Origin of the sequence: Cecembia calidifontis (genome assembly GCF_004216715.1) — a bacterium.
Lineage (GTDB): Bacteria > Bacteroidota > Bacteroidia > Cytophagales > Cyclobacteriaceae > Cecembia_A > Cecembia_A calidifontis.
This window is the reverse complement of record NZ_SGXG01000001.1, coordinates 4,892,213-4,910,841: the sequence shown is the minus strand read 5'-3', so window position 1 is coordinate 4,910,841 and position 18,629 is coordinate 4,892,213. Positions and strand designations below refer to the sequence as shown.

At 41.5% G+C, this 18,629-nt stretch carries 19 protein-coding genes; 7 read left to right on the top strand and 12 right to left on the bottom strand.

The window, feature by feature from the left end; translation table 11 throughout:
* Window positions 1–47 precede the first annotated feature (47 nt).
* Both BC751_RS21220 and BC751_RS21215 read left to right on the top strand, forming a co-directional pair.
* A complete protein-coding gene (locus BC751_RS21220) occupies window positions 48–512 on the top strand; it encodes an antitoxin Xre-like helix-turn-helix domain-containing protein (RefSeq protein ID WP_130277349.1) in 465 nt (154 codons plus the stop codon).
* A gap of 5 nt (window positions 513–517) precedes the next feature.
* Window positions 518–979, top strand: coding sequence for an RES family NAD+ phosphorylase (locus BC751_RS21215; protein WP_130277348.1), 462 nt, complete (start codon window positions 518–520; stop codon window positions 977–979).
* Between the two features lie 57 nt (window positions 980–1,036).
* Here the strand turns inward: BC751_RS21215 and BC751_RS21210 are convergent, their stop codons facing one another.
* Entirely contained in the window at window positions 1,037–2,371 is a 1,335-nt protein-coding gene (locus BC751_RS21210; RefSeq protein WP_130277347.1) for a metal-dependent hydrolase family protein, read from the bottom strand.
* Window positions 2,372–2,460: 89 nt separating this feature from the next.
* Complete coding sequence (locus BC751_RS21205; RefSeq protein ID WP_242617562.1) at window positions 2,461–3,312, bottom strand: alpha/beta hydrolase; 852 nt, start codon at window positions 3,310–3,312, stop codon at window positions 2,461–2,463.
* 130 nt (window positions 3,313–3,442) lie between these two features.
* Here BC751_RS21205 and BC751_RS21200 point away from each other — a divergent pair, with 130 nt between their 5' ends.
* From BC751_RS21200 to BC751_RS21185, 4 genes are all read left to right on the top strand, one after another.
* Window positions 3,443–4,198 (top strand): tryptophan-rich sensory protein, encoded by a 756-nt coding sequence (locus BC751_RS21200; protein ID WP_130277345.1) that lies wholly within the window; start codon window positions 3,443–3,445, stop codon window positions 4,196–4,198.
* Window positions 4,199–4,337: 139 nt separating this feature from the next.
* Entirely contained in the window at window positions 4,338–4,949 is a 612-nt protein-coding gene (locus BC751_RS21195; protein WP_130277344.1) for an NAD(P)-binding domain-containing protein, read from the top strand.
* Window positions 4,950–5,045: 96 nt separating this feature from the next.
* Window positions 5,046–6,152, top strand: a complete 1,107-nt coding sequence (locus BC751_RS21190) for a DegT/DnrJ/EryC1/StrS family aminotransferase (RefSeq protein WP_130277343.1) — start codon at window positions 5,046–5,048, stop codon at window positions 6,150–6,152.
* Window positions 6,153–6,224: 72 nt separating this feature from the next.
* Complete coding sequence (locus BC751_RS21185) at window positions 6,225–6,821, top strand: sugar transferase (RefSeq protein ID WP_130277342.1); 597 nt, start codon at window positions 6,225–6,227, stop codon at window positions 6,819–6,821.
* A 3-nt stretch (window positions 6,822–6,824) separates the two neighbouring features.
* Here BC751_RS21185 and BC751_RS21180 read toward each other — a convergent pair whose 3' ends face one another.
* Both BC751_RS21180 and BC751_RS21175 read right to left on the bottom strand, forming a co-directional pair.
* Window positions 6,825–7,226, bottom strand: a complete 402-nt coding sequence (locus BC751_RS21180; protein WP_130277341.1) for a group III truncated hemoglobin — start codon at window positions 7,224–7,226, stop codon at window positions 6,825–6,827.
* Window positions 7,226–8,476, bottom strand: coding sequence for an alkaline phosphatase family protein (locus BC751_RS21175; RefSeq protein WP_130277340.1), 1,251 nt, complete (start codon window positions 8,474–8,476; stop codon window positions 7,226–7,228). The genes BC751_RS21180 and BC751_RS21175 overlap by 1 nt, the downstream gene beginning before the upstream one ends.
* 232 nt (window positions 8,477–8,708) lie before the next feature.
* Between BC751_RS21175 and BC751_RS21170 the strand changes: the two genes are divergently transcribed.
* A complete protein-coding gene (locus BC751_RS21170) occupies window positions 8,709–10,844 on the top strand; it encodes a M3 family metallopeptidase (RefSeq protein ID WP_130277339.1) in 2,136 nt (711 codons plus the stop codon).
* Between the two features lie 137 nt (window positions 10,845–10,981).
* On the opposite strand, the gene BC751_RS21165 is transcribed toward BC751_RS21170, so the two are convergent.
* The 8 genes from BC751_RS21165 to BC751_RS21130 form a co-directional block, all read right to left on the bottom strand.
* Window positions 10,982–11,317, bottom strand: coding sequence for a thioredoxin family protein (locus BC751_RS21165; protein ID WP_130277338.1), 336 nt, complete (start codon window positions 11,315–11,317; stop codon window positions 10,982–10,984).
* A complete protein-coding gene (locus BC751_RS21160; RefSeq protein ID WP_130277337.1) occupies window positions 11,308–12,687 on the bottom strand; it encodes a hypothetical protein in 1,380 nt (459 codons plus the stop codon). The genes BC751_RS21165 and BC751_RS21160 overlap by 10 nt, the downstream gene beginning before the upstream one ends.
* Complete coding sequence (locus tag BC751_RS21155; RefSeq protein ID WP_130277336.1) at window positions 12,684–13,748, bottom strand: c-type cytochrome; 1,065 nt, start codon at window positions 13,746–13,748, stop codon at window positions 12,684–12,686. Before BC751_RS21155 ends, BC751_RS21160 begins: the two co-directional genes overlap by 4 nt.
* A 109-nt stretch (window positions 13,749–13,857) precedes the next feature.
* Window positions 13,858–14,586, bottom strand: coding sequence for an acyl-[acyl-carrier-protein] thioesterase (locus tag BC751_RS21150; RefSeq protein ID WP_130277335.1), 729 nt, complete (start codon window positions 14,584–14,586; stop codon window positions 13,858–13,860).
* Complete coding sequence (locus BC751_RS21145; protein ID WP_130277334.1) at window positions 14,583–15,737, bottom strand: MFS transporter; 1,155 nt, start codon at window positions 15,735–15,737, stop codon at window positions 14,583–14,585. Before BC751_RS21145 ends, BC751_RS21150 begins: the two co-directional genes overlap by 4 nt.
* Before the next feature lie 357 nt (window positions 15,738–16,094).
* The gene (locus tag BC751_RS21140) at window positions 16,095–16,580 is read right to left on the bottom strand and encodes a DUF6691 family protein (protein WP_130277333.1); all 486 of its coding nucleotides are present in this window, start codon (window positions 16,578–16,580) and stop codon (window positions 16,095–16,097) included.
* A 12-nt stretch (window positions 16,581–16,592) separates the two neighbouring features.
* A complete protein-coding gene (locus tag BC751_RS21135) occupies window positions 16,593–17,174 on the bottom strand; it encodes a YeeE/YedE family protein (RefSeq protein ID WP_130277332.1) in 582 nt (193 codons plus the stop codon).
* A gap of 41 nt (window positions 17,175–17,215) precedes the next feature.
* Window positions 17,216–18,610: an OprD family outer membrane porin gene (locus tag BC751_RS21130; protein WP_130277331.1), complete on the bottom strand. Its 1,395-nt coding sequence runs from the start codon at window positions 18,608–18,610 to the stop codon at window positions 17,216–17,218.
* Window positions 18,611–18,629: the final 19 nt, after the last annotated feature.

Here is an 18,629-nt window from a genome sequence, read left to right as displayed (position 1 = left end):
TTTGGACATTTTTCGTTATCTTAGGAGACAAATTTCCAAGGATCCGCATGTCAAAGAAAGACTCCAAAGTAAGTGAACCCGCAGTGGCATCATCATACGGAAAAGCTGCCTTCTCTGTAGACTCCATTCTTAATATGGAAAAGGGCCACTTTGACGAACCATTAAGCAGAGTAGAGACGTTCCGTGTAGGGCTTGGAAAGGATGCCTTCGAAAGTTTGAAAGCTGTAACCGGTTTGGATTACAATACCCTTGCCGCAGCCTTGGGCATTTCATCCAAGACCATCCAACGAAAGGAAGTATTTGATACTATCCAATCCGAAAAGATGTTTGAGCTGGCAGAGCTTTATGCAATAGGTATCGCCTATTTTGGACTGGAAGGCTTCAGAAGGTGGATGGAACGCCCCCTTTTTTCCATAGGTAACTGTAGGCCACTTGACTTGATCGATGTATCGGAGGGACTGAATATCCTAAAATCAGAGATCATGCGCTTGCAGCACGGAATAGCCATCTAAGTTGCATGAAAGTCTATAGAATAGCCCTTACCCAATGCTGTGATGACAGCGGTGAAGGAGCCAAGCGCTTTGGTGGCCGATGGAACCTGCCAGGTCATCCTGCACTCTATGCTGGGGCAAGCATAGCCTCTTCCTTGCTTGAAAGACTTACCATTGATCCGGAATTGTTTGCCTCTGACAGATACGTCAACTATTCTGTGATGGAAATCAGCTTGCCTGAAGCACATATTTTCACCCCATCAATAGACGAACTTCCTGTTGGATGGAATTTGATACCTGCTACAAAATCTTCGATGAATTATGGCACCGGACTATTGCAGTCTGGCCTACTGTCCTTTGCTGTGCCTTCAGTTGTGGATCCAAGTTCTTTTAACTATGTCATCAATCCTCTCTCTCCAAAATTCAACTTGATCAAATTCAGGGTTTATCCTTTGCCACTGGACAAAAGACTGATCAGAACTGTGTAAAATCATGCAAACTCAGTTTGATTAGCTTAATTCTTACTTTTTCCTGCTTCAAAAAAATTATTCCACCATATTCTTATACACCTTTCCATCTTTCATGATCACCACAAACTTCTCTGCGGGATTGGCAATAAGTGAAAGGTCAGCTAATGGATTCCCATCCACCAAAATCAAATCTGCCAAAGCACCCTCTTCCACCACACCCAATTTGCCGGGATAGGGACTTCTTAGTCCCGAAAGCTGCAGCAATTCGGCATTGTCATGGGTGACCATTTTTAGGATTTCGGCATTGGTAAACCATTGCTGTAATAGGAGAATATAGGCATTCTGCTGTTCGTTGAGCTCAGGTTCGAAAAGGAAATCTGTACCCCAGGCGATCTTGAGTTTCATCTTTTGTACCATAGGCCAGAGTTTGGCCTGACCTTCAATCACCGGTTTTCGTTTTTCAACCCTTTGTGGATCCATATTAGGTGTGCTTTCTCTCAGATTTTGAGTGCTCAGCCAAATACCTTTTCTTTTCATCAACCTCAAGGTCTTTTCATCCAACATCTGTCCATGTTCTACGCATTTGACTCCGGCTTTGATCGCTCTTTGTACAGCTCTTGGCGTGTAGGCATGTACCATGACATAGGTACCCCAATCTTCCGCTGCTTCTACTGCCGCCCGCATTTCATCAAAAGTATATTGGGTTACATCTACTGGATCATACGCAGAAGAGGTTCCCCCGCCTGCCATCAATTTGATCTGACTGGCTCCAAAGCGGAGGTTTTCCCTCACAGCAGTCAAGACCTCGTCCCGTCCATCTGCAATGAAGGTAGCGTTGAACCTTTCAGCCCTAGAGGGCTCTCCGAAAAACCTTCTAGACTGCTCTTCAGGAGTACGGAAATCGCCATGTCCTGCTGTCTGAGAGATAGTAGCTCCTGATGGCCAAATCCTTGGACCTTTTATTTTACCAGAATCAACTCCCATTTTAAGAGGAAAAATTGGTCCACCCGCATCCCTCACAGATGTGAATCCCCGCATTAACATCTTTTCAGCACCTACTCCCACTTTTTCCATAATCACTCCCTCAGAAAGCATGGGAGACATCATTTCCCTCATCGTTAGGGACCCGAAAGCCATGTGTACGTGTACATCGATCAGTCCGGGCATCAGGGTTTTTCCATTACCTTGAATTTTGGTCATCCCACTCGCTGTTGGAATCGGAGCAGTACTGATACTCCTGATTTTATTTCCTTCAATCCAAACATTCACTGGTCCGGATAGGTCCTTGGACTTTCCATCAAAGACCCGGACGTTTTCGAATAGGATGCTTCCGCTTTCTTGGATTTGAGCATAGAGAGGCAGAAAAAGGCATGTAAAAATTAAGATAGCAATAGATCTAAGTGAAAACATAAAAGAAGAAATTTTTCCTTACACAAAATAAGGAAATGAGCTTAATTATCCTATTTTTTCAAAATTCTTCTCATCTATTTGTATCTAAATCATAAAATCTTTTGGGACATAAAAACTAAAATCCAATCATATACCTTATTGCGCGTATAGATAAATTGGACAATCATGGGTTTATGTTTTTTGCCTTTTTGAACATGGAAATCTGGCTCTGGAACGAGTTCCTTGTACTTCTCTAAAAATCTCTCTGTGCTTAACTTGATTCCGGGAAGTGTTTTCTCTCCCATCAAAATCAAAAGAGGGGGATCATTTTCATCTAAAAAGTAAATAGGGGAGGTGTCTTTCCATACCTCAGGACTATCTGTAAATGTTACTAAATATTCTGTCCCAGGTTCATAATTCATCTGCTCCAGAAACCATTTCATGTCTAAGCCTGCCGCATCGATCAATACTGCACCTTTGATAGGATTTTTGAAGTGGAGGGTATCAAAGTATTCTTCCCTGACAGTGATCAAGCTGGCCAGATGCCCTCCTGCAGAATGCCCGGAAACGAATATTTTGCCCGGATTACCTCCATATTTAAAAATGTTTTGGGCGGTCCATTTGACCGCTTGCGCAGAGGCTAGTGCCATATCATGTACCTGATATTCAGGGCTTAGTGGGTAGTCAATGATGACAGTAACTACTCCCTTCCTGGCAAATCTATTCCCTAAAAAATTATAGATTTCCTTTTTTCCCGAGTTCCAACTTCCACCATGGATAAAAATCAAAACCTCATTATCTCCATTAGATTTCTTTGGGGCAAAAACATTGAGTTTCTTTTCGGGAAGCTTTCCCAAAAGTTGGTCTTCGATATAAGTAATATTTCTATAGCGGCTCACTCCCTTAATTGAACAGGAGGTTAATGCCAAAACGATCAAAACAAGAAGGAAGGTATTTTTCACAGATTTCAAGAAGTACCGATGTTTGATTTTTATAAATCCCAAGAGGACAAACAAAGTTTTCAAAAGACGGGTTTTTTTGTTAGATTTTGGAATAAGTACCTGCTTGTTTGCTAATGTAAAACTGTATGACATGAAAAACTTCCTGCTTTTGGCCTTGAATACACTTACTTTTTTTGGGACTCTATTTCTGAATTACTTGTATGGTTCTGGAGCAGGTGGCAGAAAGTCGGTAGGAGAAATCAGCAATCAGTACGACACCTTGATTACGCCCGCAGGATATGCCTTTTCAATATGGGGGGTGATTTACTTGTTGCTTTTGGGATTTATCACTTACCAATGGATAGGTTTCTTTAAGGGAAGAAATAACAGTTCACTTGAACCGACTTCTTTTTGGTTTGCGGTCTCCAATATGCTCAATGGGCTTTGGATAGTGGTTTGGGTCAACGAGATGCTTTTATTGTCTGTACTGATAATTACCGGGCTATTGATTTCCCTGCTTCTTCTAGGTAAAAGTTTAAAGTTGGGATATAGACAGGATCGACGTGAAATCTTTATTGGTATTCCTATCAGTGTGTACTTTGGTTGGATAATTGTTGCTACAGTGGTCAATGTGTCGGTTTGGTTTTACGATTTGGCTTGGTTTAAAGGTCAGGAAGTTTTTATAACTATCCTCATCCTGCTCGTAGCTTCCATGATATATGCTTTTCTTTCAGTCAAAAAAAATCTATCCATACCTTCATTTGTTGGGATTTGGGCTTTTTTGGCCATTGCTTTTAAACAGATCAATTTGAATCCCGGTGTTGCTTATGCAGCAATTTTATTTTCGGTAGGTCTTCTCATAGGCGTTTTTATCACACTGAAAAACAAAAAACTTGCTTTGAATTAGATAAATCCATAATGTTTTGCTTTTATGTAGATTTTATTTAAATTCCCGTGGATTATTTTGGAATTTCTGTTATAATTGACTTGATCGCCCTAGTTAAACTCTTACATACTACAGAAATCCGAAATCCCAATTCAAAATTATGATAGGTATTTTAGGTGGAACCCGATTGGCCCTGACTTTAGGGAAAGCACTTTCTTCCAGAGGAGTGGAAATTGCCTATGGAGTAAGAAAAGGCTTTACCCCCACAGAGATAGAGTGGAAAATTCTCAATATGTCATCCAATAAGGTGAAAAGTTTCAAGGACGTAATTGAGACATCCAATATATTGATGATCTGTGCTGAAAATACCTACTTGGAACTTTTATTCGAGGAGCTTTCAAATATTGACCTGAAAGACAAAATTATCCTTGACTGTACCAATAGTGACGATCATAGGGTTTTTTCCTGTAATACAACCTTTATCCAAAGTATCATAGATTCTCCCAAAATTTTTAAGGCATTCAATAATTTAGGCTTGGATTACCCTAATTCGGATCCCATGGGCTTGGTAAAAGAGACTTATTTCTGTGGACCGGATATACCGGAAAAAAACGTTGTTAAACAAGTGATATCAATGGTTGGTTTTAAGGCTATCGATGCAGGCCAACTTGATAATGCCCCTCTCCTTGAAGCGATCTATCACCTGCGTAAAGAAATCTGCAATACAAACAAAGAAAAGACAGATTTCCACTTTAAGTTGATTTCCGTTTAGATTTTCCCTGAATTTTGTTCAAGAAATAAAAGATTCAAATTTTCAGAAATGAGGTAAGCATATATTTTTACTTTTAAGCTCTTGATGAACATTTTTATGATAAAGTTTTCAGATCTCCAAAGTATCAACAAACGATATGCAGAAGAACTCAAAAGGGCTGCTAATGAAGTCATTGATTCAGGATGGTATCTGTTTGGGGACCGGGTCAGGCAATTTGAGGATTCCTTAGCGGCTTACACTGGGGTGTCTTATGCACTTGGGGTAGGCAATGGTTTGGATGCCCTGAGATTGATCCTTTTGGCATATATCGAAAAGGGGGAGTTTAATAAAGGAGATGAGGTTATAGTTCCTGCAAATACTTACATAGCAACGATCCTGAGTATTTTTCATGCAGGATTGGTCCCCGTTTTAGTGGAACCGTCACTTTCCAGTTACAATTTAGATTTTAAGCAAATAGAACCCAAGATTACCCCAAAGACCAAAGCCATTGTATTGGTTCACCTCTATGGGCGTGTCTGTTGGGATCATCAAATGAAGGAACTGGTCCAAAGATTCGGCCTTAAACTAATTGAAGATAATGCCCAGGCTTTTGGGGCAGAGTGGGAGGGAGTAAAAACCGGGGCTTTGGGAGATGCTGCAGCTTTTAGCTTTTTTCCTACCAAAAATCTTGGGGCACTTGGAGATGCGGGGGCTATTACCACCAATGATAGAGAATTGGCCTCAATGGTCAGGATGTTGTCCAACTATGGCAGTTCGGAAAAATACCAAAATAAAGTAAAGGGCTTCAACAGCCGAATGGATGAAATCCAGGCAGCTTTTCTGCAGGTCAAACTACGATACGTGGATAAAGAGAATCAGTGGAGAAGGCAACTTGCTTCATGTTACCTGGACAATATCCTTCATGAAAATATTATTCTTCCGAAAATCGATCATGTTCTGGACAACAAATCCCATGTTTGGCATCTCTTTGTCATCAGGTCTTCCCAAAGGGATCTTTTGAAGCAATTTCTATCGAGTAAAGGTGTCCAAACCCAAATTCATTATCCAGTACCTCCCCATCTTCAGGAAGCTTGTCCCGAATTTTCGGGCCTTTCTTTCCCTGTAACCGAGCAAATTCACCGGGAAGTCCTGAGTCTTCCTTTGGATCCAGGTCTTTCGGTGGAGGATATCCGGGAGGTTTGTGCAATAATCAATGGTTTTTAGGATTAAAAATGAAAAGAAATAAATTTTTAGGCTTTGGTTTTTTTTATGAATTCAACTAACCTTGATCGATCAATGAAAAGGCTTTTCGATTTTACTGTTTCTTTAGTAGCATTATTGGTGCTTTCCCCCATACTTTTGGTGGTAGGTCTTTTGGTATCGATTAAATTGGGAAGTCCTGTTTTTTTTTCGCAGCAAAGACCTGGAAAACTTGGTAAACCTTTCCGGATTTTAAAGTTTAGGACTATGACCGATGAGCGGAATTCCCAAGGGGAGTTGTTGCCTGAAGAAATTAGATTAACCCCATTTGGTTTATGGCTGAGGTCCACCAGCTTGGATGAGTTGCCTGAACTGATCAATGTCTTGAAAGGAGATATGTCTTTGGTAGGCCCAAGACCTCTATTGATGGAATATCTTCCCCTTTACAACGATGAGCAAAAAACCAGAATGAATGTAAGACCTGGTATTACCGGTTGGGCACAGGTCAATGGTAGGAATGCCATTAGCTGGAATAAAAAATTTGAACTGGATGTCTGGTATGTAAAAAACAGATCTTTTTGGTTAGACCTTAAAATATTATGGCTGACCATTTCCAAAGTCTTTAAAAGAGAAGGTATAGGGCATGAAAACGAAGCGGTTATGCCCAAGTTTACAGGGAATAAAGCGTCCTGATTATTAGGTTTCCATTCTTCCTTCCATAATTTTAAAAAATAGAATATGCGCCATTTTATGGGCATGTTGTTTGGCATATTCCGCCACCTCGCCTTTGAATTGACTGTCAATGGTGTCAAACCATAAAGCAAGCCAGGTATTGAAGTGGGATTCTGAGACCTGATGATCCATTTTGTCGTCCACTTCCCTGTGGACGGGAACAGGGCTGAATTTTCCCGCACCTGGACCGGAATGAAGCAAAACCATCTCCCAAAAATCCGTTAACCTTTCCAGGTGGACTTCCCAATCATGCACAATGGTATTGAATATGGGGCCCAGTGTAGGATTTTTCCTGACTTTGGCATAGAAAGTACGTACCAGTCTGGACACTTCATTTCTGCTTTGTATTTCAATGATAGCTTCCATTAGTTTTTGAGGATAGGTTTTAAAACTTCCAGTTCGCCATCTATTCCTTCCGGAATTTTTAATCCCAAAATCTCACAGATTACAGGATAAACATGGATATTTTGAAAGGTTGGGATCTTTAGACCTTCTTTTATCCTTGGGCCGTTTGCATAAAAAATTCCGTGCATGTCCCGGTACTCCGGACTGTAACCGTGTTCTCCGAACACCTCTGTTTTGAAGAGGGCAGACCGGTTTTGGTAGCCTACCATTCCTACGGTGGTGGCCAGGTAAAAACCCAAATCAGGAAGGATCAGGAGATCTCCCATTCTGTGCCGGTATGTTTCAATATTTTTGTAATATTCCCTTTCACGGACTTTTACGGTTTTGAAAGGGCCTTCTTTGCTGTTGAGTTTCAGATAAACTTCCTCTATCTCAAGAGGATTGTTGAGATAAAGATGGGCAGATGCGCCATTATTTATGACTTTGGCATCTATTCCATCTGTAATATGGTTCAGGTTCAAGAGATTGACCTTTGGGACATTGGTCATCCCGTGATCCGAAACAATGAATACATTGATGTCCAAATCAAAACTTTTTAAGCCTTCAAAAAGTGCTCCAAGCTCTCGATCTAAGCGATGTAGTCTGATGCTCAGTTGCTCATTATTATCAGGTCCATAACGATGGCCGATGTCATCCATGTCAGAAAAGTATAAGGTGATCAATCTGGGTCTTTCCTCTTCCGGCAGTATCAACCACTCAAAAACCTTCGAAATTCTGGTTAGGTTAGGTATATTTCCGTCATAGTTGTAAAAATAAGTTGGCTGTATTCCCTTTACAGGGGCTTCAGTCCCCACAAAGAAATAACTGGCAGTGGTCAGGCCTTGTTGCTCAGCCAAGACCCATAGGGGGGTACCCCCATACCAATAGCCATCCTGTACAATTTCCCTGTTATTGATCACATACACTTGATCCTTGTAGGGGTCATAAAAAGCATTGTCCACCAATCCGTGGTTTTCAGGCTTCATACCGGTGGCAATGGTATAATGATTAGGGAAAGTTTTGCTCGGGAAGGAAGGAATCATCGCCTCTGCCGCAGTTCCACCTTTTATAAATCTATTCAGGTTTTCTGGTTGAAATCGTTCTGTGTAATCGTAGCGGTATCCATCCAAGGAGATAAGTATAACATACTGTTCTTTTTCCTGTGCTTTGCTTGTAAAGGTCAAAGCGAGGAATATCAATAATAATAAGGGGAAATATTGATGACTTTTCATTTCAGATGATAAAGGGATACTGGCAAAGGTATTCTTGCTTTCCTTTGGCCACAAGTTTTTTAAATAAAACCTCGATTGCTTTTGTCATTTTCAATTCTACCTATGAGACTGAACTGAAAGCCAACTCATTTTAGTTCCAGATACAAACGTGCCGTCCCGTCCAAACTAATCATGATTGTTTTGTATTTAGCTACAAATCTTATATTTGCACCCGAACCCAAATAGGACGTTTATGAAAAAATCACTTATCGCTTTAGCCATCGCAGGAGCAGCGTTGTCATCCTGCGGTACAGGCGAGCAACAATCTGAATCTATGAACCCATTCTTTGAAGCGTACAATACGCCTTTTGAAGTACCTCCTTTTGACAAAATCAAAAATGAACATTTCGCCCCTGCTTTGAGGGAAGGAATGCGTTTGCATCAGGAGGAAATTGACGCAATCGTAAACAATCCTGAGGAACCGACTTTTTCCAATACCATCGAAGCGATGGAAAATTCAGGAGAACTTCTGGCAAGGGTAAGTATCGTATTTAGTAACCTGAACTCAGCCAATACCAATGATGAGCTTCAGGCAATAGCCAGAGAAATGGCTCCTGAGCTTTCCAAGCACAGCGATAATATCAACCTAAACGAGAAGTTATTTCAAAGGGTGAAGCATGTTTGGGAAAACAAGGATACCTATGGTCTAAATGCGGAACAGCATAAATTATTGGAGAAAAGTTACAAAGCTTTTGTGCGTAACGGTGCCAATCTGAATGAGTCCGATAAGGAAAAATTAAGAGAAATCAACAGCAAGTTGTCAGTTTTAAGTCTTCAGTTTGGTCAAAATGTACTGGCGGAAACCAATGCTTATAAGCTGTTCATTGACAATGAAGCAGATCTTTCAGGTCTTCCACAAGAATTGAGGGATGTGGCATTCCAGGATGCTGAAACAGCAGGAGAGGAAGATAAATGGTTGTTTACGCTTCAAAACCCAAGCGTGATGCCCTTCCTTCAGTATGCAGACAACAGAGAGCTGAGGAAACAGATATGGGAAGCCTATAAAAACAGAGGTGATCAGGCCAATGATAAGAACAACAATGAAATCCTAATGGAAATGGCCAACCTTAGGCTCCAAAAAGCCAATCTATTGGGATATGCTACGCATGCTGATTATGTCCTGGAAGAAAGTATGGCCAAAAATGCAGATAACGTTTACAAGTTGTTGAATCAGTTATGGACACCTGCTTTGGCCAAAGCCAAGCAGGAAAGGGATGAGATGCAGGCCATGATAGCTGCAGAGGGTAAAGATTTCAAGTTGGAGCCTTGGGACTGGAGGTATTATGAAGAAAAACTGCGCAAGCAGAAATTTGATCTGGATGAACAGGAAGTTAAGCCTTATTTTGCATTGGACAAAGTACAGGACGGGGTGTTCATGGTCGTGAATAAACTGTTTGGCCTGACATTTACTGAAATCAAAAATATACCTACATATCATCCCGAAGCCAAAGCATATGAGGTAAAAGAGGCAGACGGTACGCATGTTGGGGTATTGTATATGGACTTCCATCCGAGAGCTTCCAAAAGGGGAGGGGCCTGGATGACTTCCTACAGACCTCAAAAGACAGTCAATGGTGAAAGAAAGGCCCCGGTGATTTCCATTGTCTGCAACTTCTCCAAACCTACCGGTAATGCACCTGCACTTCTGACCTTTGATGAAGTGACTACTTTCTTCCATGAATTTGGACATGCCCTTCATGGCCTTCTTTCCAATGTGCAGTATAGAAGCTTGGCGGGTACCTCTGTACCGAGAGATTTTGTGGAATTACCATCTCAAATTATGGAGAATTGGGCCACTGAGCCTGAAGTGTTGAAGCAGTATGCCTTTCATTACCAAACCGGTGAAGTTATTCCTGATGCACTGATTGAAAAGCTGAAAAACAGCGGGACTTTCGGCCAGGGATTTGCCACAACAGAATATTTGGCCGCTTCTTTTTTGGACTTGGATTACCATACCCAAACTTCACCCATTCAGGTGGATGCCAGAACTTTTGAAAATGCATCCATGGAAAAAATCGGTTTGATCGGTGAAATCATTCCAAGATACCGAAGCAGCTATTTCCAGCATATCTTCTCCGGTGGCTATTCTTCCGGTTATTACAGTTATATCTGGTCAGGGGTATTGGATACTGATGCCTTCCAGGCATTTAAAGAAACGGAATTGTTCAACCAAGAGAAAGCATTGGCTTTCCGTAAAGAAATCCTGGAAAGAGGTGGCACAGACGAGCCCATGAACATGTATGTTAATTTCCGCGGTGCTGAACCTAAAATTGATGCACTGCTAAGAAAAAGAGGCCTGGATCAGGTAAAAGTAGACAGGACCAAATAAGAATTTCGGATTGTATAATGCGGATTTAGGAATAAAGCCCGCCGAGTTCCCAGAAAACTCGGCGGGCTTTTTTCTATTCATGATGCGTATTAATACCGATTGGAGAAGATTTTTTAACCAAAATGCATGATTCGGGTTTAGCTGAAAAACAGAAGATAAGGCCTTTCTACCTTTCTTTCCAGCTCATGAAGGGTAATCAGCCCATTAGAACGAAAGAACTCCTTTCCGTCAAAATATATTAAGATCCCAGGGACTGCCAGCATGCGCAATTGTGCTGCCAGCTCTTTGTTTTTTTCTGCCTCCAATACGATCAGTTCAATTTGAGGGAATTTGTCTTCTACCAATTCCTTTACTTTTGGGAAAAGGATTTTGCATACGCCGCAGGTTTCCTGATAAAAATAGACCATCACGGCAGGTTTTTGCTGCAGCATCTCTTCAAATTCTTGGACTGAATATTGCAAATCTAGTTCCATTGCAAAGTGTAGTTGACTATAAAGTTTACGTGAACCATATTGACCTTGTTGTAAATCCATTGCGGTTTCATCTCTCCCGATATCAGGTTGAGTTTACTCATCAGGATAAAATGAAAGTCAAGTCCTTTCCCCCAGTCTTTTGGGCTAAATTTTGTTCCAAGGTTAGCCTGAGCATAGGAAGGAAATGCATATTTATTGAGTTCGGCATTGGCAGGGTCAGGAAGGAAATGAAGCCCCGCAAACCCATATAATTGTAATCCTTTTTCTGGGAGATTTCTCTGATAATAGGTAGTAAAGGCATCCACTTGGTTGTACCCTTCATTTCTTTCCCTTGGAATAAAGGTGAAAAAGGGATCCCTTCCCCATTCTCTTGGATTGATGAAGCGGCCTTTACCGTCAATCCTGGTATAGTTGAAGTAAAGGATCGATCTCGGATTTTTGATACCCAACCTTGCACTGATGACCATATTCAGGTCTCCGGGGTTTTTGAAACGTTTTTCTGGTTCAGGATTGCCCCCTTCGCCTACTCCATGTTGCACAATAGCCTGCAAACCTGTGACGAGTTTGTTGGAGCTGTTTTTAAGATCCCAGTCTTTAACTACCTGAGTCAGGTAAGTACTGGAAATATTGTCTACAAGGGTATGGTTGACCTGAAGCTGCAGGTTTTGGTCAAATTTGTGTTGCCAGTCTAACACAGTAAAGAAATCGCTTTTGGTATTTCCCTGATATTTGGAGGGCATTCCAAACTCACTTTGACCAACAGGATAAATTCCGATAGTTTCTCCGATGTCAAACCATCTGGAAGTAGATCTTGGACTCATACGCCCGATGACATCAGCGGAGAAGCTGTTTTTGCTATTGGGTCTATACTTTAATCTTAAGCCTTCCACATAGGTGGGTGAGAGTCTTCCGTCCTGAGGATTTATAAATGGGGTATTGATGTCCATTCTTCCCAAAACAGCGTTGAATTTTTCTGAATCAAACCGGATCTGTAATTCCTCTACTTTTCCGAAAAATCTGTCTGATGGATCCAGTACATCAAAAAGGCCCACTTCATACCGATTGAAGTTTCTTGTAACGGGATCTCTTTCCAAAAGGTCCGAACTCCATACATTTCCAAATACCGTATATCTTCCTACAGCGGAAAAGCCTTTGTAAGATTTGGTTTTCAGTTGAAGATATGCACTTTGTCCCAAGGCATAATCGTCTTTAAAATCCTCCCAATAGCTGGTGGACATCCAAAAAGAACGCAGGCCAATGGTGCCCTGAATGGGACTCTTGGCCTTGCTGTTCTCGGGTTCAGTATCCTTTGCAAAACTCTGCGCGAAGGATAATGAAAATATAGTAAGCGTGATAATCAGTGATTTCATTTTGAAGCTTGCTGTGCCCTGGCCTCAACGATAGGCTTGAAGGGACCGAACTTATGCTGCTCTTCGGTGAATCCGTCAGTGAACGGACCAAATGGGTGATCGATTGGTTTTTTGGATATATCCGGCCAGTCTTTACTCAGGTCTTTGCCCGGTCTTGGCATAGAATTGACATAAGCTGCTACATCCCAGGCTTCTTCATCTGTGAGCATCGGCCTTTCAAAGGTTGCCCCTAAAGGCATGTTGGTTTTGACATAACCTGCAAATCTGGACATCCTGAATAAACCAGCACCTTGATTGTAGCTGTTATCTCCCCATAGCGGTGGATAGGTATAGCCCGTCTTATCAGGTTTCATCATGCCTTGGCCGTCTTCCATATGGCAACTTTGACATTGTTGGGCGTATACTGCTTTTCCTTTGATAGGATCGGCAGCACGGTCAAGGAATGGTAATTCATAGATTCCCGATCCTTTGGGGCTTTCCCCTTTAGAGACATCTTTGCCCAGCCATTCCATATAGGCTACCATGGCTATCATTTCTTTACTGTTACGTTCCAATGGCTTTCCATTCAAACTCCTCTCAAAACAGTCATTGATCCTTTTTGGAATATCTTCCATCTGTCCGGACCTTGCCCGGACTTTGGGATAGGTGGAAGCAACTGCTCCATAATTATTGCCCAAAGGCGCAGTTCCTGCACTGAGATGGCAGTTTTGACAGTTCATGCCATTGGACATCTTTTTTACCTTTCCGTTTGGTCCCAGATAAGTGGATGTATTGGCAATCAATTCCCTTCCATATTTGATGTCTTCTGCATTGGGTTCCTGATCTACCGTGCTCCAATCAGGTGCTTTCCACATGCCTTCTTTAGGCACTACCCCCCTGTATGTTTCAGTTTCTACTGCGGCTAATTGAGGTGTTGCTTGCTCTTGAAGGGAAGGTAGGGACCCTCCACTGAAGACAAATATCACTACACCGATCAGAACTGCTGTAAGTAATGAGATGGTAACCAGTAGGCCTACCATCAAGGTTAATAATTTTACAAATGGCTGGAAGAAGTCTTTCATGGGAGATTACACTCTAAAACATAACAAAGATGGCCCATTTAAAGGGTTTCAAGCTGTGATTTTCATCACATAATCCGAAAGGTAAAATTTACAAAAAAATAGCTGGAAATTAAGATTTTTTGTAGACAGAGGAAGTAAAAACCATTCTTCCATTGCTTATCCCGGAAATGACACATTTGTTGAAATCCTTTTCAAAATTGATTTCAATATTTTCTCCCAAGAGGGCTTCTGATTGATAGTTAATGATCAAGCTCCGGAAGGGGAATTTGTTTTCCATACAAAAATCTTCAATCCAGCGGATGTAGCTCACATTGTTGACATGGTTATTCATGTCCAGGTCTGAGTAGTTGACATGAAAATTTCTTGCAACAATGGAATGATTCGGGGCAGGCACTTTTTCAGGAAGTATTTTTTCATCCAAGTTGGGCTGAAATAGTTCAGAGGGCAAGACCTTTTCAGGTCTTTGTGGCCGTTTTTTATCGATGTCCAATAATAACCATGCAGACATAGCCTTTGCCAATACTTTTTCTTTGTTGCTTACTCTAAATTCTCTTAAAGCAAAAAGTTTATTGATTCCCCTACCGGCAGTTTCGATTTTGATGATGTCCCCCCAAGATGGCATTTCGTTGACCTGAATATCAAAGCGGGACAATACCCACATAAAGCCCTGGTCGAATAGTTTTTGGCCAAAGTCCCTACTATCCGCATGCTTCCAAGCTACTTCTTGGAGCAGATCCGCCAAAGCAGACCAGCGCAACTTCCCCGATGGGTCAATCTGAAAAGAAAGTACTTCGAATTCTTTTTCAAATTGAAAACTGTCCGGATTATTATGGTTCATTGTATCCCTTCTTTTGTAAAAACTTCAAGTCGCACAGATGACAATATAGCAATTCCCAATCCGGTTATAGCAACAAGTGTAAAGGAAGCTTTCAGATTAAACAATTCAGCAATGTATCCTATCAAAGGTGGCCCCAAAAGAAAGCCAAAGAATGAGATGGTGGAGACCATGGCAAGTGCTACGCCCGGAGAGTACAATTTGGACCTACCGGCTGTGCTGTAAGCAATGGGAATAATGGCTGCCACCCCGAAGCCTACCATCAAGAAGCCTAAGGTCGCCGCAACCGGTAAGGGGAACAATACCGACAGGGATAGTCCCAAGAAAATCAAGCTTCCACTGAAGCGGAGCATTTTTATCTTTCCTATTTTATTGATTATCCGGTCAGTGACAAACCTTCCGCTTGCCATAGCCCCCATAAAGGAGACGTAACCTAAAGCAACTAGCCCGGGTTCTATTTCCACCACTTTTTTGAAGTACACCCCACTCCAATCAAACATACAGCCTTCTGCCAACATACCCAGGAAAGCTATAAGCCCTATGCGTAATAGTAAATCATCGGGTTTTTTGAGAACCAATCCACCACCTCCTCCTGCTCTGGACTCATTGATCAAAAAGGATTTGGCCAAAAAGACCGTGCTGGCCACGATAAATGCTATGACCAAATAATGGAACTTGGGTAAAATATCAAAGTAGATCATTCCCGCACCTATTCCTGCCCCTGTAAAGCCTGCCAAGCTCCAAAGTCCATGAAAAGATGCCAGGATACTCCTTCCATAGCTATCCTCCAATGCAAGTGCTTGGGTGTTAAGGGAAATGTTCATCATATTTCCGATCATGCCGAACACCATAATTACGGGAATAAGCATGAATATGGAATCACTAAAACCAATCAGGGGTAAAAAAGTCATATATCCTGCACTGCTGGCCAAAATGACATTTCTGCTCCCAAATCGGTGAACTGCCCATCCTGCCAAAGGTAAAGCCACTAATGAACCTATCGGCAATCCTAATAATAAAGTCCCTAACTGCGCTTCTGATAAGTTGAATTTTACTTGAATGTCCGGAATTCTGGAAGCCCATGATGCAAAACAAAGACCTGCTATGAAAAACAGACTGCCAAGGGCTATCCTCCTTTTTTGGAGTAATGTCATCAATAGGTATAGGTTTAGGTTGGTCCTGCAAAGCTAACTCCATTTCAACAAATTAGGAAAATAAAAATCTGAACAGGAGGCTTGCAATTCATATGAACAAATTTTGAAAAATTGTGTTATTAAAAATAAAAATCATGGAATTTGTTATTGCCGGATCTGTAGTGTTAGTCGCTATCCTCATGATCAGAGCGGTGATCAAAAGAGTTTTCGGAAATTAAAAAAAGAGACTTTATCATCAGTCAATTAAATCCGCTTTGATTTGGCGACTGGAGATTTGATTCCGGTATCTTCCCAAATAAAAAGAGGCTGTCTCAGTAAGTGGACAGCCTCTTGAATTTTTAGTTTACTGATTGATTTTTAATTTGGAAGTTTGTCAGCAAATTTACCATACACCCAAGTGCCCACGATGGCTGATAACAGGGTCACAGTTACTACCGTAAAACCGCTTCCGATCTGGGCAAACAAAGGTCCTGGGCATGCACCCGTTAGGGCCCAGCCCAAACCAAAAATCAATCCTCCAATAATCTGGCCTTTACGGAATTCCTTTTTAGGAATAATGATTGTTTCACCTGAAATAGATTTGATGTTAAATCTTTTGATCAGTTGTACGGAAATTATACCCACCATTACAGCAGAACCGATTACTCCATACATAAAGAAGGACTGTAACCTGAACATTTCCTGAATCCTGAACCAAGATATGATTTCTGCTTTGACAAACACGATTCCGAAAACAATACCAATGACCAGGTATTTCAATAGATTTTCACTCTTTTTATCCTGTAGATTTGGCGCTTCGCATTCTACCGGAGCTACATTTTTATTTTTATCTGCTACTTTCATTTCTCATTAATTTTAGAATCCAACCAGTGACATCAGCGGACCCAAGAAAACATGGGTCATTAAGAAACCTCCAACCATGAAGAAAATGGTTGCCACTACTGAAGGCCACTGAAGGGAACTTATGCCCATAATGGCGTGACCTGATGTACATCCTCCTGCGTACCTTGTGCCAAACCCTACCAAGAAACCACCGATAATGAAAAACAGAAGGCCTTTTCCGGTAAAGAGGTTTTCCCAAGTGAAGATTTCTGCAGGCATAAGGCTTGAATAATCTGTAATGCCCAATGCTGCCAGATCATGCTGGGTAGCTTCTGCCACCACAATGGTGTCCGGGTTGGCCAGGAAGGTAGTAGCTAAAAAGCCTCCGATCAAGACCCCTAACACAAATACCAAGTTCCACATTTCTTTTCTCCAATTGTAGGTGAAGAAAGGAATACCTGCAGGCACACAGGCAGCACAGATGTGTCTTAATGAAGAGGAAATACCAAAGGTTTTATTTCCTAAAATCAATAAGGCAGGTACTGTTAGGCCGATGATAGGTCCTGCTACCCACCAAGGCCATGGTTGTGAGATCCATTCGATAAATTGTTCCATTTTGCTTTGTTTTATTTATTTTATTGGTTTTTCATTTTTTACTAAAATCTGTAATCCATTACCAGGTTGATGTTCCACATCTCTACCCGGTTGATTCTTAGTCTATCTGTCATCATTTCCCTGTTTTGAGGGGCTTTGTTAACAACCAATAGGCTTAAATTGATTCCCTCAAAGTAGTCTTTGAACCGGTAATCCAATAAACCCGAGAAATGATAATAGGATGGAAGTCCGTATTTATTGGTCCTGTAGTCGTTTACTCCTGAAAGGTTGACTTTCCCCGCTCCGAATTGGGCAAATAGTCCTTTTACCGGAGTGCTCAAGTCATATTTTAAAACCAATGCATTCATGTCTCCTGCCCCTTCATACCTTTCTCTGGACAAGCTGGCATAAAGTATTTCCCTCCCCCATTCCCTAGGGAAAAGGAATCTTCCCTTGTCATTAATGCCAAGGAAATTGAAAGAGACGTTATGTCTGCCAGAAAACACACCCAGTTTAGCCCCCAAACCAGATGCTTTTTCATCAGGGTGAATGTAAGTCCTCTGATTATCGGGATTGCCTCCATCATTTACAGGCAATTGATGGAAACCTTGTATTCCTGTATGGATCCTGGTTTTTCCCAAGTTAATAACATAATCGGATTGCAGAAAAGTCATATTGAATACATTTTCTGCAAAATAATTCCAGCCCTGCAAGGTGAGTCCGCTCTTGTAATACTGGACTCCTGTCATGGCAATTCCTTTGGAGGAAATTTTTCCTTTATAATCAGAAGGTTCCCCGTAAAGGTTGCGTCCAAAAGGATATACGCCAATAGACTCTTCTATCGAATACCAATCTACAGTTCCACGTATTGTCACAGAATTGATCCACATGGCAGTAACTTTAGTGCTCATCCCTGAATAAACAGCAGATAAGCCTCCAAAGACGTTGGGTCTCATTCTGTTATCCTGCTCATTGAGCAAGGGGGTGTTCACCTTTTGCCTACCAAAGGTGAATTTGAACCTATTTTTTCTATAAGTTAGATACAATTCCTCCAAGCGGTCAAGCCTATTGGTATTGCTCAGATCGTTCATGTCATAGAGCAGCAATTCATACCTGTTACCGGCCCCAGTTATCGGATCTGCAATCCGAACATTATGTTCAAATACCTGAAATGTAAAGAAACCGTTAAATCTCGCCTGAAAGCCTTTCCACTCAGGAGTGGTATATCCAATGCCTGCACCGGCAGCTAATGTAGCATAATCCAATAGGTCTCCTTTATTAAGGGTGGACATGAAGAAAGATCGGATATGGAAATCAACTTCACCGCTTTTAAGCATTTTCCCCAGGCTTTCTTTTTCTTCCTGCACCTGAGTGGTATCCATTTCATCTAATTGCATTTGCGCAAAGGCATTCAAGCCAAAGGCAAAAAAGATGACAAATATCAGTAAGCGCAGCATATTCAAAATTCACCATTCT